Here is a 13,602-nt window from a genome sequence, read left to right as displayed (position 1 = left end):
ATGTTTTTTGGTCGTTGTTTTGGGGGTTTGTGTTTTTTTTCTAACTCCCTCTACCCACACAACCGCCCCGGGGGGCCCGGCCTGCATGCAGGCCGCGCACCGGCGTCTGTAGTGCTTGGACCTCCAGGTCAGGTCCGGTCGAGCGCGGCGGCCAGCTCGGCCGGGCGGCGGGTACTGACCAGCCAGTACGGGGTCGGGTCGTCCGGATCGTCGAGCACGATCAGCACCATCGGCTTGACCCAGGTGCGGTGCTCGACGTACGCGGCGGGGTCGAGCTGGCGGCCGAGGGCGGCCGACTTCGCGCTCCCGGGGACGACGGCCACCCGCGCGATCGCGTCGAGCGGCAGGTGGGCGCGGCCCGCACGCAACTCGTCGGGCGCACCCCCGATGCCGTCGAAGACCTCCACCCGCACCCGGCTCAGCCAGACCAGCGCCCACACGGCCAGGGGCGTCAACAGAACGAACGGCAGCCACTTGACCAGACTGCGCACCCCCATGTTGACCTCGACGGCGAGCAGGACCACGACGACGAGGCCGGCGATCCACCACCAGAGCGGTACCCACAGCCGCTCGGAGTAGCGCGGAGCAGCGGCGACGCGGTCGTTGAGCGGGGATGCAGGTTGGGGGTTCTCGGACACGCATCCAGAGTAGTCTCGGTGCACGTGAGCGATCTTCCTGCCATCGAGCTGCTGCGCCTCGATCCCGAGATACCGGTCCCGCAACGTGCGCACGAGTCGGACGCAGGGGTTGACCTGTGTTCCACCGTCGACGTCACGATCGAACCGGGCGAGCGGGTGCTCGTCGGGACGGGGATCGCGATCGCGCTCCCGATCGGCACGGTGGGCCTGATCCACCCGCGTTCGGGGCTCGCGGCCAAGTCCGGCCTGTCGGTGGTCAACACGCCCGGCACGATCGACGCCGGCTATCGCGGCGAGATCAAGGTCTGCCTGATCAATCACGACTCACGTACCCCGATCGACATCCGGCGTGGAGACCGCATCGCGCAGCTGCTGGTGCAGCGCGTCGAGCTGGTCTCGTTCGTCGAGGTCGACTCGCTCGACGACACCAGCAGGGGCACCGGAGGCCACGGTTCCAGTGGTGGCCATGCGATCCTGCACGCGGTGTCGTCACTGCCCGAGGAAGAGGCGCAATGATTTTCGGACGCAAGAAGAAGGAATCGGCGGCGGACGAGCAGCCCGACCGGTTCGAGGACCTGCGCGGCGACGCGCCCGAGCCCGCCGCGGTCGTCGAACGCGACGACGAGTTCGAGGTCACGGAGGACCGCGGTCCCTACGACGCGAGCGAGTTCGAGGCCGCGGAGCTCGAGGAGGAGGCCGCCGGCAGGCTCGACCTGGGGTCGCTGCTGGTGCCGATGCCCGAGGGCGGGCAGATCCAGGTCGAGATGGCCCCGGACGGCAGCCCGCAGGCGGTCCACCTGGTCACCCAGCACGGCCGGATCACCGTGGCCGCGTACGCGGCGCCGAAGTCCCCCGGCCAGTGGCGTGACGTCGCGGGTGATCTCGCGGAGTCGCTGCGCGCCGACAACGCCGCGGTCAGCGTCGAGGGCGGCCCGTGGGGGCGCGAGCTGCACGCGGTCACCCCGAACGCGGACCTGCGTTTCATCGGCATCGACGGCTACCGCTGGATGATTCGGTGCGTCGCGGCCGGCCCGGCCGGGACCGCGGGCATCGATTCGCCGCTCGCCGAGACCGCCAGGGAGGTGCTGCGCGAGACCATCGTCAAGCGTGGTGACGAGCCGAACCCGGTCCGAACCCCGCTGCCGGTGGTGCTGCCCCAGGCGCTGGCCGAGCAGCTGGTCGCGGCCCAGCAGCAGCAGATGCTGGCCCAGCAGCAACAGATGCAGCAGCAGGCCCTCGCGGAACAGCAGCAGGTCCTCGCAGAGCAGCAGGCCGCGGTCACCGAGGCGGTCCTCGAGCAGCAGGCCCCGCCGGAACCGCCGGAGGAGCGTCCCGGCGGATCCGGCTCGGCGATGCAGCAGCTCGGCCGTTAGCGCACCGCGCGCGACAGGGCGGCCAGGCAGCCGCGCCCGAGGGCTCCGGGATCGGCACCCACCTGATCGAGGGTGACGGTCTCGACCGCCGCGTGCGGCAGCAGGGCCGCCCACTGCTCGCCCACGGCCAGCGGATGGACCGGATCGTCGGTGGCCGCGCAGATGCCCACCGGCGTCGTGGTGCGGGCCATCTCGTGCTCGTCGAGTCCCCGGTACCCGGCGGCCTCGTCCAGCGCCAGAGGCAGGTGCGGCCACTGCGAACGCCACGACCGTTCCAGCTCGCCGCCGAGCCAGGCCGGTGACGACTCGATCATCGCCCCCGTGACCGCCTCGAGTCCGTCGGCGCGCAACCGGCGCGCGGTCAGCGTCGCGCTCAGCGCCGCCGGGGCGTCGACCGGATCCCCGGTCCAGGCCGGCAGGGCGGCCAGCACGCCGACGGCGAGCGAACCGTGCCGGGCGGCCCACTGCAGCGCGACCGCCGCACCGATGGAGATGCCGCCCGCGAGGATCGGCCCGTGCCGATCGGCGGCCGCGGTGAGCGCGTCCAGGTAGCTGCCGACGACGCGGCGCGGATCCGGATCCACCGCGACAACATCCACTCCGACCTGCGACAACGCGTCGGTGAACGCCCGAGCGGCGAAATGTGCGTCGGATCCGGTTCCGGGCAGGACCACCGCTACCCGCGGCAGGGTCAGTTCTGGCATACGTCGATACTGCCCGGTGGGTGTGACGGCGCTCGCAGACGGTGTGGTTAGCGGTATGGGTTGGGGCTACAGTGGCGATCACAAGAAGACCTACCACGCGGGGCGACTCGCACCGCACATGCTCCAGGAGCGCGCAATGGCACTCGCGGCCAACGGTTACTTTCGTCGACTCACCCGTCGACTGACCGAGGACATCGATCAGCTCGACGCCGAGGAGATGGCCAACTCGTCGGAGGCCTCGGGGGCGCAGCGCGCCTGCGACTGCTCCCGCGGCGAGGAGGTCACCATGCTGGGTCGGCTCCGCAGCGTCGAGGCCTGTCCGAAGTCCGCCAACGCCAGCGTCGAGGCCGAGTTCTTCGACGGCACCGAGGCGGTCACCCTGGTCTGGATCGGCAGGCGTCGGATCGCGGGCATCGATCCCGGCAAGAAGCTGATGGTGCGCGGGCGCCTCGGCGACCGCAACGGCCAGAAGGTCATCTACAACCCCTACTACGAGCTCCGCGGCGACGCCTGACCGACGCCGCCTCCCGACGGGGCCGCCCGATCCGTGTGGCAGGCTCGTGGAGTGAGCGACACGCAGCAGCAGTCCATTCTCGAACAGCTCGGTGGCATCAGCGGGCTGGTGTACTCGACGCTGCCCATCCTGGTCTTCGTGCCGGTCAACAGCGTGTTCGGGCTCACCGCAGCGATCTGGGCCGCGCTCGGCGTCGCCGCGGTCGTCCTGGTGTGGCGACTGGTGGTGCGCGGCACCATCCAGCCGGCGATCTCCGGTTTCATCGGCGTCGGCATCTGTGCGTTCATCGCGCACAAGACGGGTGACGCCAAGGGGTACTTCCTGTTCGGCATCTACACGTCGTTGCTGTACGCGGGCGTGTTCGTGGTGTCGATCCTGGTGCGTTGGCCGCTGGTCGGCGTGTTGTGGGGTTTCCTCAACGGCCACGGCAACAGCTGGCGGCGGTCCCGGCCGGCGCTGCGGGCCTACGACATCGCGACCGTCGCCTGGGCGCTGGTGTTCGCCGCGCGGTACCTGGTGCAGTCGCAGCTCTACGACACCGACCACACCGGTTGGCTCGCGGTCTCGCGCATCGCGATGGGGTGGCCGCTGACCGCGCTGGTGCTGTTGGCGACGGTGTGGGCGGTGCGGCGCGCCGACCGGATCGTGGACGAGTCGGGTGTCGACGAGTCGGGTGTGGACGAGGCCGGCGTCGACGAGCCGGTCCCGGGCGCCGACGCGACTCCTGACGGCGAGCCCGGTGGTCCCGACCTGAATCGGCCGTGATGTCGACCGAATGAATGTCGGCCGTCCGAATTAATACGCGTAACAACTGTTATCGAAACGCGTGCAAATTGTGATCTGACCCACTGTTTCGGTGCGTATCGACAAACGGTCCCGGCTCGGCGTGTTCGGGAATTCGCGCGCTCGGGCAAATGTCCGAGGTCCGGCGCCGTGCATTTGGGTGGTTCATTCGACCGGGAGTCCGGCCTCGAGCAGTTCGAGCGCCCGAATCGGGTACCGAAGGTCCTGCGGGGCCGTGCCCGCCATCGCCAGCACCGCCCCGGTCATGGCGCCCACCAGAACCCGCAGCCGGGTGTCGTCCGGGCTGCGGCCCATCCGCTCGGCCAGCACCTCGACGGCGAAGTCGATGCTCCGATAGAGCTCGACGGTGAACGCGGCCCGCAGGGCGGGGACGGAGAACATCAGCCGGCTCCGGGCCAGTTCGATCTCGACCTGCTCCTCGGTCATCTCCGAGAGGGTCTTCTCGAAGGCCTGCCGGAAGGCGGTCAGCGGAGGGACGTCGAGCGGGATCTTCTCGAGTGCGGCAATGGTCGGGTCGTCCAGATCGTCCACCAGGACGACCCGCTCCTTGGTCGGGAAGTAGCGGAAGAAGGTGCTGGGGGACACGTCGGCGGCCTCGGCGATCTGCTCGATCGTGGTCGACTCGTAGCCCTGCTCCTCGAACAGCCGCATGGCCTCCGCCCGAATGAGGGCTCGGGTCTTGATCTTCTTGCGTTCACGCAGCCCCAGCTGCTCAGGTTGCGGTGCCATGAGTCACGCTCTCCCTTTCGGTGCGGGGCGGCGGCGGTGACGCGCCGCCGTCGGAGTCGTCCTCGGGCGTCGGGCGCAGTGGCAGCGCGATGGCGGCCGCGACGGCGCACACCGCCGATACCGCGACGGTCACCCACAGCACCGCGGACATGCCCGCGACGAACGAGTCGCCGGCAGCGCGGGCCAGCGACGGCATGCTCGTCTGCTGCGCGATCGCCATGGCGGACGCGACGCCGTCGCGGGCGCGTTCGGCCGCCGTGGGCGGGAGCGAGCCGGTGTCGAGGTGCGCGCGGTACGTCGAGGCCAGCACCGTCCCGAGGACGGCGACGCCGATCGTGCCGCCCGCCTGTCGTAGGGCCTGGATCAGCGCGGACCCCGATCCCGATCGCTCCGCGGACAGCGTGCCGACGGCGGCGGCCATCGCCACCGGCATCACCAGTCCCAATCCGGCTCCGGCGAGGGTGAGCCAGCAGGCGACGACGGGGTACGGCGTGGCGGTCGAGGTGAAGGTGGCGAGCACCGCCGAGCCGCCGAGGACCACGAATCCCAGTCCGATCACGGCGCCCGCGCCCAGCCGGGTACCGAGCGCGGCGCCGAGGCGGGTGCCGATCACCAGGCCGCCGATCAGCGGCAGCAGCTCGAGTCCGGTGTGAAAGGCGTCGCTTCCCCGCACGGACTGGAAGAGTTGTGGAAGCGAGAAGAACAGGCCGAACATGACGAAGGTAACCGCGGTGGAAAGTGCTGCACCCCAGGTGAACTCACGGCTGCGCAGCAGTGCGAGGTCGATCAGGGGATAGCGCGCGTGGCGCTGCCGGACGACGAACGCGGTCAGTACCGCGACGCCCGCCGCGAGGCTCGCCAGGGTGACCGGGTCGCCCCATCCGACCTCGCCGGCCCGGATGAAGCCGTAGGTCAGCGCGAGCAGCCCGAGTGACGACAGTGCCGCGCCCGGCAGGTCGAAGGGCAACCGCTCGGCGGCGCGCGACTCCGGTACCAGGGTCACGATCGCGAGCAGGCCGACGCAGACGAGCGGCACGTTGATCAGGAACACCGAGCCCCACCAGTAGTGCTGCAACAGCCAGCCGCCCACGATCGGGCCGAGGGGCAGCCCGATCGCCGTCGCGGTGACCCAGACGGCCAGCGCCCGGGCCTGCTCACGCTTGTCGGGGAACATGACCGGCAGCACCGACATCGACATCGGCATCATCACGGCGGCGGCCAGGCCGAGAACCGCTCGCGCGCCGATCAGTTCGCCCGGGGTCCGGGAGTAGGCGCAGGCCACCGACGCGAGACCGAAGAGGGCCGTCGCCGCGACGAGCATTCGTTTGCGGCCGACGCGGTCGCCGACGCCGCCCGCGGGCAGCAGCGTCCCCGCCAGTACCAGGGTGTAGGCGGTGCTGAACCACTGCAGTTGCGAGGTGGTCGCGTGCAGGTCCACCGCGAGGGTGGGCAGTGCGACGACGAGGACTGTGGTGTCGAGGCCGATGGTGAGCATGGCTACCCCGAGGGCGCCGAGTGCCCACCAGCGATTGGTGGAGGTCGAGGGTGCGGAGGCTACGGTCATGGCAGTGACTCCAATGTGAAAGTAGCTACAAACTGAATGTAGCTCTCACATTTGGCCCGGGCAAGGGTCCCACCGAAGTCAGCGTTTGACGCCGACCGCCTCGCGCAGTTCGTCCTCCACCTCGACGGAGGCCACGAACAGCAGTTCGTCGCCGCCCTCGATCGGGTCGTCCGGCTGCGGCACGATCACGCGGCCGCCGCGGATGATCGTGACCAGCGCGGCATCGCGCGGCAGCTGCATCTTGCGCACCGGCTTGCCCGCGAGCTCGGTGTCCGCGGGCAGGGTGATCTCGACCAGATTGGCCTGTCCCTGGCGAAAGGTCATGAGCCGGACCAGGTCTCCGACCGAGACGGCCTCCTCGACGAGCGAGGCGAGCATCCGTGGCGTCGAGACCGCCACGTCCACGCCCCAGGACTCGTCGAAGAGCCACTCGTTGCGCGGATCGTTGACCCGGGCCACGACGCGGCGGACACCGAACTCGGTCTTGGCCAGCAGGCTGACCACGATGTTGACCTTGTCGTCGCCGGTCGCGGCGATGACCACATCGTAGGACTCGAGTCCCGCGGACTCGAGCAGCGCCAGCTCGCACGCGTCGGCGTGCACCCAGTGCGCCTCCGGGATCGCCTCCGGGTCGACGTGTTCGAGCTTGCGCTCGAGCAGCGTCACGTAGTGCTCGCCACGTACCAGTTCGCGGGCGATGGAGCGGCCTACGGCGCCTGCTCCGGCGATTGCGACTCTCATCGGTGCCGTCCGATCGGGTTGGGGAGGTGGGCGGGAAGGTTGGCGGTCACGAGTCGCCCGGCGGCGGGGTGGCGGCCAGCGCCACGGCCTCGGCGACCGTCCCGGACACCGCGGCGATGTACACCTGGTCGTCGGCCTGGATCACGGTCTTGCGGTCCGGCAGCAGCCCGGTACCGAACCTGATCAGGAAGGCGACCCGGGACGTGGTGAACTCCTCGAGCTCGGTCACGAGGTGGCCGACCCAGTCCTCGTGCAGGTCCAGCTCGGCGACCGCCACGGTGCCCGACGGGTCGCGCCATTTGGTGGTGTGCGACTCGCGGGTGAGGTGGTGCAGGAAGCGGTCCGTCGTCCACGGCACCGTCGCGACGGTCGGGATCCCGAGCCGTTCGTACACGGCCGCGCGCTTGGCGTCGTAGATACGGGCGACGACCCGGCCGACGCCGAAGGTCTCACGGGCGACGCGGGCGGAGATGATGTTCGAGTTGTCGCCGGAGGACACGGCGGCGAACGCCTCGGCCCGCTCGATACCGGCCTTGAGCAGCACGTCCCGGTCGAATCCCATCCCGACGACCCGTCGGCCGGTGAACTCGGGGTCGAGACGCCGGAACGCCTCCGGGTCCCGATCGATGATCGCGACCTCGTGACCGATCCGAGCCAGTCCGGCCGCGAGGGCCGATCCGACCCGGCCGCACCCCATCACGACTACGTACACCGCTGGCCTCCGCTCATCGGTTCCCCGACGCTGTCTCGAGCTCGCCGCGGCGCGGCGAAGTTGGATGAATCGAACCGTACCGCCCCACGTTCGCCGCTGCCCGCGCACCTCGGCATTCCGGGCCCGGCGCGGCGCCACCGTTCCGGTGAACGGCCCGCGATGGCACTGGATCGGTTCCGACGGCTTACGCTTTCCCGGTGTCAAAGCTGTCGACCGCGACCAAGCGGCTGTTGGTGGGTAGACCGTTCCGAAGCGACAAGTTGGGGCACACGCTGTTGCCCAAGCGGATCGCCTTGCCGGTCTTCGCTTCCGACGCGATGTCCTCCGTGGCGTACGCGCCCGAGGAGATCTTCCTCGTGCTGTCGGTCGCCGGGATCTCCGCATACGCGTACACGCCGTGGATCGGCCTGGCCGTCTGTGTCGTCATGGCGGTGGTCGTCGCGAGCTACCGGCAGAACGTGCACGCGTACCCGTCGGGCGGCGGCGACTACGAGGTCGCGACCACCAACCTCGGGCCGACCGCGGGGCTGACCGTCGGCAGCGCGCTGATGGTCGACTACGTGTTGACCGTTGCGGTTTCGATCTCGTCGGCTGCCTCCAACATCGGCTCGGCGGTGCCGTTCGTGGCCACGCACAAGGTGCTGTTCGCGGTGGCGGCGATCGCGCTGCTCACCGCGATGAACCTGCGCGGCATCCGGGAATCGGGCACGGCGTTCGCCATCCCGACCTACGCGTTCATCGTCGGCATGTTCCTGATGCTGGTGTGGGGCCTGTTCCGGATCTACGTGCTCGGCGACAACGTCCGGGCCGAGTCCGCCGGATTCGAGCTGCACGCCGAGGACCAGCACATGTTCGGGATCGCCTTCGCCTTCCTCATCGCCCGCGCCTTCTCGTCCGGCTGTGCGGCGCTGACCGGTGTCGAGGCGATCAGCAACGGCGTGCCCGCATTCCGCAAGCCCAAGTCGCGCAACGCCGCGACCACCCTGCTCATGCTCGGCACCATCGCCATCGTGCTGTTGATGGGCATCATCATCCTGGCCCAGAAGATCGGCATCGTGTACGCCCACGACCCGGCGACCCAGTTGTCCGGTGCGCCCGAGGGCTACCAGCAGAAGACGCTGATCGCGCAGCTGGCCGAGGCCGTGTTCAACGGGTTCCCGGTGGGCTTCTACTTCATCGCCACCGTCACCGCGCTGATCCTGGTGCTGGCCGCGAACACCGCGTTCAACGGGTTCCCGGTGCTCGGTTCGATCCTCGCGCAGGACCGCTACCTGCCGCGCCAGTTGCACACGCGCGGCGACCGGCTCGCGTTCAGTAACGGCATCCTGTTCCTCTCCGGCGCTGCGATCGCCTTCGTGGTGCTCTTCGGCGCCGAGGTCACCAAGCTGATCCAGCTCTACATCGTGGGTGTGTTCGTCTCCTTCGTGCTCAGCCAGACCGGCATGATCCGGCACTGGACGCGGCACCTGAAGTCCGAGTCGGATCCCGCCCAGCGCAGGAAGATGCAGCGCTCACGGGTGATCAACTCCATCGGCCTGGCGATGACCGGCGCCGTGCTGGTGATCGTCCTGATCACCAAGTTCGCGGCGGGCGCGTGGATCGCGATCGTCGCCATGGTCGCGATCTTCGTGGTGATGAAGATGATCCGCAGGCACTACGACAGCGTCGCCGCGGAGCTCGAGGAGGTCGAGTGGGACGGCGTACTGCCGAGCCGCACGCACTCGATCGTGCTCGTGTCGAAGCTGCACATGCCCACCCTGCGGGCGATCAACTACGCGAGGGCGACCCGGCCGGACACGCTGGAGGCGGTCACGGTCAACGTGGACGAGCCGGATACCCGCGCGCTGGTGCGCGAGTGGGAGCGCAGCGACATCACCGTGCCGCTCAAGGTGGTCGAGTCGCCGTACCGCGAGATCACCAAGCCGGTCCTCGACTACGTCAAGCGGGTGCGGCGCGACTCGCCGCGGGACGTGGTGACCGTGTTCATCCCCGAGTACGTGGTCGGTCACTGGTGGGAGCAGATCCTGCACAACCAGAGTGCGCTCCGGCTCAAGAGCCGGCTGCTGTTCCAGCCGGGTGTGATGGTCACCAGCGTGCCCTGGCAGCTGACCTCCTCGGAGAAGGCCCGCGATCGTGCGCGGCGGGTCGAGCCGTCGGCCGCGCCCGGCGCGACCCGCCGCGGGTTCGACGCGCCCGAGGGAAAGCAGTGAGCGAGAGCTGGTTCGGGCGGGAACTCGAACTGCGGCTGGGCAATCCGGGTCACGGCGGGTTCTGCATCGCCCGCCACGACGGTCGCGTCGTGTTCGTCCGGCACGGACTGCCCGGCGAGCTCGTGCGCGCCCGCGTCACCGAGGACCGCGGCGGCTCGTTCTGCCGCGCGGACGCGGTGGAGATCGTCGAGGCCTCGGCCGACCGGATTCCGGCACTGTGCCCGATCTCCGGGCCGGGCGGCGCCGGCTGCTGCGACTTCTCGCACGCGAGCCTGCCCGCGCAGCGCGCGATGAAGGCCTCGGTGCTCGCCGAACAGCTGCGGCGGCTGGCCGGGGTGGAGCGTGCGGTGGAGGTCGAGGACCTGCCCGGGACGGGCAACGGCACCGGCTGGCGCACCAGGCTGCGGCTCGCCGTCGACGCGGACGGCAGGGCGGGCTTCCACGGGTACCGCAGCAACCGTGTGGTGACCGAACTGCTCTGTCCGCAACCGGTTCTGGGGATGTACCAGTCGCTGGACGAGCGGGACTGGCGGCCCGGCGGGGAGATCCAGGTCACCGTCGACGCCGACGGGTCCCGGCACGTGGTGGAGATCGAACCGGCGCGGGTCTCGCGCACGGGACGTCGCAGTCCGGGCAGGCGGGGTGCCACCGCCCGGCGGGCGGCGTCCGCGGGGCCCCGGCGCGAGCACGTGGTGATCGGCAGCGGGCGGGCCGTGGAGCGGGTCGGCGGCCGGGAGTGGGAACTGTCGGCGACCGGCTTCTGGCAGGCGCATCGTGGCGCCGCAGGCGCGTACTCGGCCGTGGTCGGGGAGTGGTCGGGGCTGACGACCGGTCGGTCGGCCTGGGACCTGTACGGCGGTGTGGGCGTGTTCGCGGCGGAACTGGGCCGGCAGGTCGGTGACCGCGGCACGGTCGTGTCGGTGGAGTCCTCCCGCGGCGCGGTGGCCGACGGCCGAGCCGCGCTCGGCGACCTCGGGCAGGTGCGACTGCTGGCCGAACGGGTCGAGTCGGCACTGGGCGCGTCGGGGGCGGGGGAGTTGCCGATGCCGGTGGACGCGGTGGTCCTGGACCCGCCGCGGTCCGGCGCGGGTCGTGAGGTGGTCGAGGCGGTCGCGGCGGCGAATCCGTCGACGGTGATCCACATCGGCTGTGATCCGGCCGCGTTCGGTCGGGACGTCGGGCTCTACCTGGGGCAGGGCTACCGCCTCGAGCAGGTGCGGGCGTTCGACGCGTTCCCGCTGACCCATCACATGGAGTGCATCGCGCTGCTCACGCGCTGACCCCGGCCCGGGCGCCGTCCCGCCGAGTGGGAGTCTCGTGCATCACAACAAGTTGCTTGGGCAATGCAAGCAATATATAGTTGCTTACTGCAAGCATCATTAATGTCTCTTTACTCGAGGGATGCAGTCATGACCGTTCGTACCGCGACCGCGGAGGATCTCGTCGAGGAGGTCTTCCTGTTCGGCAGGGTTCTCCGCAACGTTCTCGTCGCAGGCGCCGAAGACGACCTGCCGCCCGCGCTGCTCGGAATCCTGCACCTGCTCGTCACCGCGGGGCCGTGCCGGCAGAACGAACTGGCGAACGACCTTTGTGTCAGTCAGTCGTCGCTGAGCCGGCAGATCGCCGACCTCGCCGACGCGGGCTTCGTGGAAAGGCGACCCGACCCGATGGACGGGCGGGCATCGCTGGTTCAGCTCTCCGAGTCGGGTGCACAACTACTGAACAAGAGCAAGGAAGACCGAGCAGGTCGGCTCCACGATCTGCTCGCGGGCTGGAGCCAGGACGAGGCCGACGCGGCACTCGCCTCGCTTCGCCACCTCAAGAACACCTTCTCGACCCCGCCGGCGCGGAAACCCGTGGCCGGAACCAATTCTCATCTTCCGGGGGGACACCGCCCATGACCACCACCCAATCGACAGGGCGGCACGCCGCCCCGCCCGGCACCGAGCAGCTCATGACGCACCGTGAGATCCTCGAGGTGCTCGCCGGACTGCTCGCGGCGCTGTTCACCGCGCTGATCAGCTCGACGATCGTCTCGACGGCGCTGCCCACCATCATCGGCGACCTCAACGGCAGCCAGACCCAGTACGCCTGGGTCATCACCACATCGCTGCTGGCGACCGCCGCGTCCACCCCGATCTGGGGCAAGCTCTCCGACCTGTACAACAAGAAGACCCTGGTCCAGAGCGCGATCGTGATCTTCGTGGTCGGCTCGGTGATCGCCGGTATGGCGCAGAACGTTCCGATCCTGCTCGGCGCCCGCGTCGTCCAGGGCGTCGGCATGGGTGGCCTGACCGCCCTCGTCGTGGCGATCATCGGCACCATCATCCCGCCGCGTGACCGCGGGCGGTACTCCGGTTACACCGGTGCGGTCATGGCCGTCGCGATGGCCGGCGGTCCGGTCCTCGGCGGCGTCATCGCCGACGGGCTCGGGTGGCGCTGGTGCTTCTTCGTCTGCGTCCCCCTCGCCGTGATCGCGCTGTTCCTGCTGCAGAAGACGCTGCACATCGAGACCGACCGCAAGGACGGCGTGTCCATCGACTGGCTCGGCGCGACCCTGCTCACCGCGGGCGTGTCCGTGTTGCTGGTGTGGGTCTCGTTCGCGGGTAAGCCGACCTACTACGACTGGTTCTCCACCAAGTCCTTCGGGCTCGTCGCCCTGGGCCTGGTGCTGCTGATCGCGACCGTCTTCGTCGAGAGCAAGGCGAAGTCGCCGATCATTCCGCTGCCGATCGTGCGGGAGCGGACCACCGCGCTCGCCATCATCGCCTCGGTCGCGGTCGGCGTCGGGCTCTTCGGTGCCACCACGTTCCTGGGCCAGTACTTCCAGACCGCCCGCGGGCACACCCCGACCGAGGCCGGACTGCTCACCATCCCGATGGTCTTCGGCATGCTCGTCGGCACCGTCGGCTCGGGCCAGCTGATCACCCGGTTCGGCAAGTGGAAGGGCTTCGTCGTCGGCGGCGCGGTCCTGCAGATGGTCGGCTTCCTGATGCTGAGCACCATCGACCACGAGACCAAGACCTGGTTGATCGGTCTGATGATCGCGGTGCTGGGTCTGGGCACCGGCATGCTGATGCAGAACGTCGTGCTCGCGGTGCAGAACACGGTCAGCGTGCACAACATCGGCGCGTCCAGCAGTGTGGTGGCCTTCTTCCGGACGTTCGGCGGCGCGATCGGCGTCTCGGTGCTCGGCTCGGTGCTCGCCACCCGCGTCACCGACCTCACCGCACAGGGCTTCGCGAAGCTCGGCATCGACAGCCACACCCCGGGAGGCGGCGGCAACCTCAACCTCAAGGCGCTTCCCGCGCCCGTGCAGGACGTGATCCGGGCGTCCTACGGCGACGCGACCGGACGGATCTTCCTTATCGCGGCCGGGGTCGCGGTGATCACGCTGATCGCGGTGAGCTTCCTGCCGAACAAGCCGCTGCGCACCACGATCGACCTCAAGCCCTCCGAGGCGGACGAGGAGTACGCGAAGGTCTGAGCCACAGCCGACACCGAGCCGGCCCGACCCCCACGAGGGGTCGGGCCGGGGGCGGGTGGGGGGGGGGAGCCACACGCCGCCCCCCCCCCCCCCCGCGGCGCGGTGGGGGGAGGCGGGCGCGGTAGG

General features: G+C 69.8%; 14 protein-coding genes. 8 read left to right on the top strand and 6 right to left on the bottom strand.

Features of this window, described 5'->3' with window-relative positions:
• Nucleotides 1-128 precede the first annotated feature (128 nt).
• Nucleotides 129-638 (bottom strand): DUF3093 domain-containing protein, encoded by a 510-nt coding sequence (locus ACFVH2_RS15905; RefSeq protein ID WP_378428072.1) that lies wholly within the window; start codon nt 636-638, stop codon nt 129-131.
• Nucleotides 639-662: 24 nt separating this feature from the next.
• Between ACFVH2_RS15905 and dut the strand changes: the two genes are divergently transcribed.
• Nucleotides 663-1,154 carry a dUTP diphosphatase gene (gene dut / locus ACFVH2_RS15900; protein WP_378428074.1) on the top strand — a complete coding sequence of 164 codons (492 nt, stop codon included), beginning with the start codon at nt 663-665 and terminating at the stop codon, nt 1,152-1,154.
• On the top strand, nt 1,154-2,011 hold the full coding sequence (locus tag ACFVH2_RS15895) for a DUF3710 domain-containing protein (RefSeq protein ID WP_378428143.1): 858 nt from the start codon (nt 1,154-1,156) through the stop codon (nt 2,009-2,011). The genes dut and ACFVH2_RS15895 overlap by 1 nt, the downstream gene beginning before the upstream one ends.
• Here the strand turns inward: ACFVH2_RS15895 and ACFVH2_RS15890 are convergent.
• Nucleotides 2,008-2,715: an alpha/beta fold hydrolase gene (locus ACFVH2_RS15890; protein ID WP_378428076.1), complete on the bottom strand. Its 708-nt coding sequence runs from the start codon at nt 2,713-2,715 to the stop codon at nt 2,008-2,010. The genes ACFVH2_RS15895 and ACFVH2_RS15890 overlap by 4 nt on opposite strands.
• Nucleotides 2,716-2,851: 136 nt before the next feature.
• On the opposite strand from ACFVH2_RS15890, the gene ACFVH2_RS15885 reads away from it, so the two are divergent.
• Complete coding sequence (locus tag ACFVH2_RS15885; protein WP_378428078.1) at nt 2,852-3,229, top strand: OB-fold nucleic acid binding domain-containing protein; 378 nt, start codon at nt 2,852-2,854, stop codon at nt 3,227-3,229.
• Nucleotides 3,230-3,280: 51 nt separating this feature from the next.
• Nucleotides 3,281-3,994 (top strand): DUF3159 domain-containing protein, encoded by a 714-nt coding sequence (locus ACFVH2_RS15880; RefSeq protein WP_378428080.1) that lies wholly within the window; start codon nt 3,281-3,283, stop codon nt 3,992-3,994.
• Between the two features lie 183 nt (nt 3,995-4,177).
• Here ACFVH2_RS15880 and ACFVH2_RS15875 read toward each other — a convergent pair whose 3' ends face one another.
• From ACFVH2_RS15875 to ACFVH2_RS15860, 4 genes are all read right to left on the bottom strand, one after another.
• A complete protein-coding gene (locus tag ACFVH2_RS15875) occupies nt 4,178-4,762 on the bottom strand; it encodes a TetR family transcriptional regulator (RefSeq protein WP_378428082.1) in 585 nt (194 codons plus the stop codon).
• On the bottom strand, nt 4,746-6,326 hold the full coding sequence (locus ACFVH2_RS15870; RefSeq protein ID WP_378428084.1) for an MFS transporter: 1,581 nt from the start codon (nt 6,324-6,326) through the stop codon (nt 4,746-4,748). The genes ACFVH2_RS15875 and ACFVH2_RS15870 overlap by 17 nt, the downstream gene beginning before the upstream one ends.
• A gap of 78 nt (nt 6,327-6,404) precedes the next feature.
• Nucleotides 6,405-7,067 carry a potassium channel family protein gene (locus ACFVH2_RS15865; RefSeq protein ID WP_378428086.1) on the bottom strand — a complete coding sequence of 221 codons (663 nt, stop codon included), beginning with the start codon at nt 7,065-7,067 and terminating at the stop codon, nt 6,405-6,407.
• Nucleotides 7,068-7,113: 46 nt separating this feature from the next.
• A complete protein-coding gene (locus tag ACFVH2_RS15860) occupies nt 7,114-7,779 on the bottom strand; it encodes a potassium channel family protein (RefSeq protein ID WP_378428088.1) in 666 nt (221 codons plus the stop codon).
• Between the two features lie 197 nt (nt 7,780-7,976).
• On the opposite strand from ACFVH2_RS15860, the gene ACFVH2_RS15855 reads away from it, so the two are divergent.
• The 4 genes from ACFVH2_RS15855 to ACFVH2_RS15840 all read left to right on the top strand — a co-directional run bounded on the left by ACFVH2_RS15855 (nt 7,977) and on the right by ACFVH2_RS15840 (nt 13,476).
• Complete coding sequence (locus ACFVH2_RS15855; RefSeq protein WP_378428090.1) at nt 7,977-9,989, top strand: APC family permease; 2,013 nt, start codon at nt 7,977-7,979, stop codon at nt 9,987-9,989.
• The gene (locus ACFVH2_RS15850; protein WP_378428092.1) at nt 9,986-11,269 is read left to right on the top strand and encodes a class I SAM-dependent RNA methyltransferase; all 1,284 of its coding nucleotides are present in this window, start codon (nt 9,986-9,988) and stop codon (nt 11,267-11,269) included. The genes ACFVH2_RS15855 and ACFVH2_RS15850 overlap by 4 nt, the downstream gene beginning before the upstream one ends.
• Before the next feature lie 129 nt (nt 11,270-11,398).
• Complete coding sequence (locus ACFVH2_RS15845) at nt 11,399-11,890, top strand: MarR family winged helix-turn-helix transcriptional regulator (RefSeq protein ID WP_378428094.1); 492 nt, start codon at nt 11,399-11,401, stop codon at nt 11,888-11,890.
• On the top strand, nt 11,887-13,476 hold the full coding sequence (locus ACFVH2_RS15840) for an MDR family MFS transporter (RefSeq protein WP_378428096.1): 1,590 nt from the start codon (nt 11,887-11,889) through the stop codon (nt 13,474-13,476). The genes ACFVH2_RS15845 and ACFVH2_RS15840 overlap by 4 nt, the downstream gene beginning before the upstream one ends.
• The last annotated feature ends 126 nt before the right edge of the window (nt 13,477-13,602 follow it).

Source organism: Rhodococcus sp. NPDC127527, assembly GCF_042672245.1.
Taxonomy (GTDB): Bacteria; Actinomycetota; Actinomycetes; order Mycobacteriales; family Mycobacteriaceae; genus Rhodococcus_G.
This window is presented reverse-complemented; position numbering and strand designations above follow the sequence as displayed.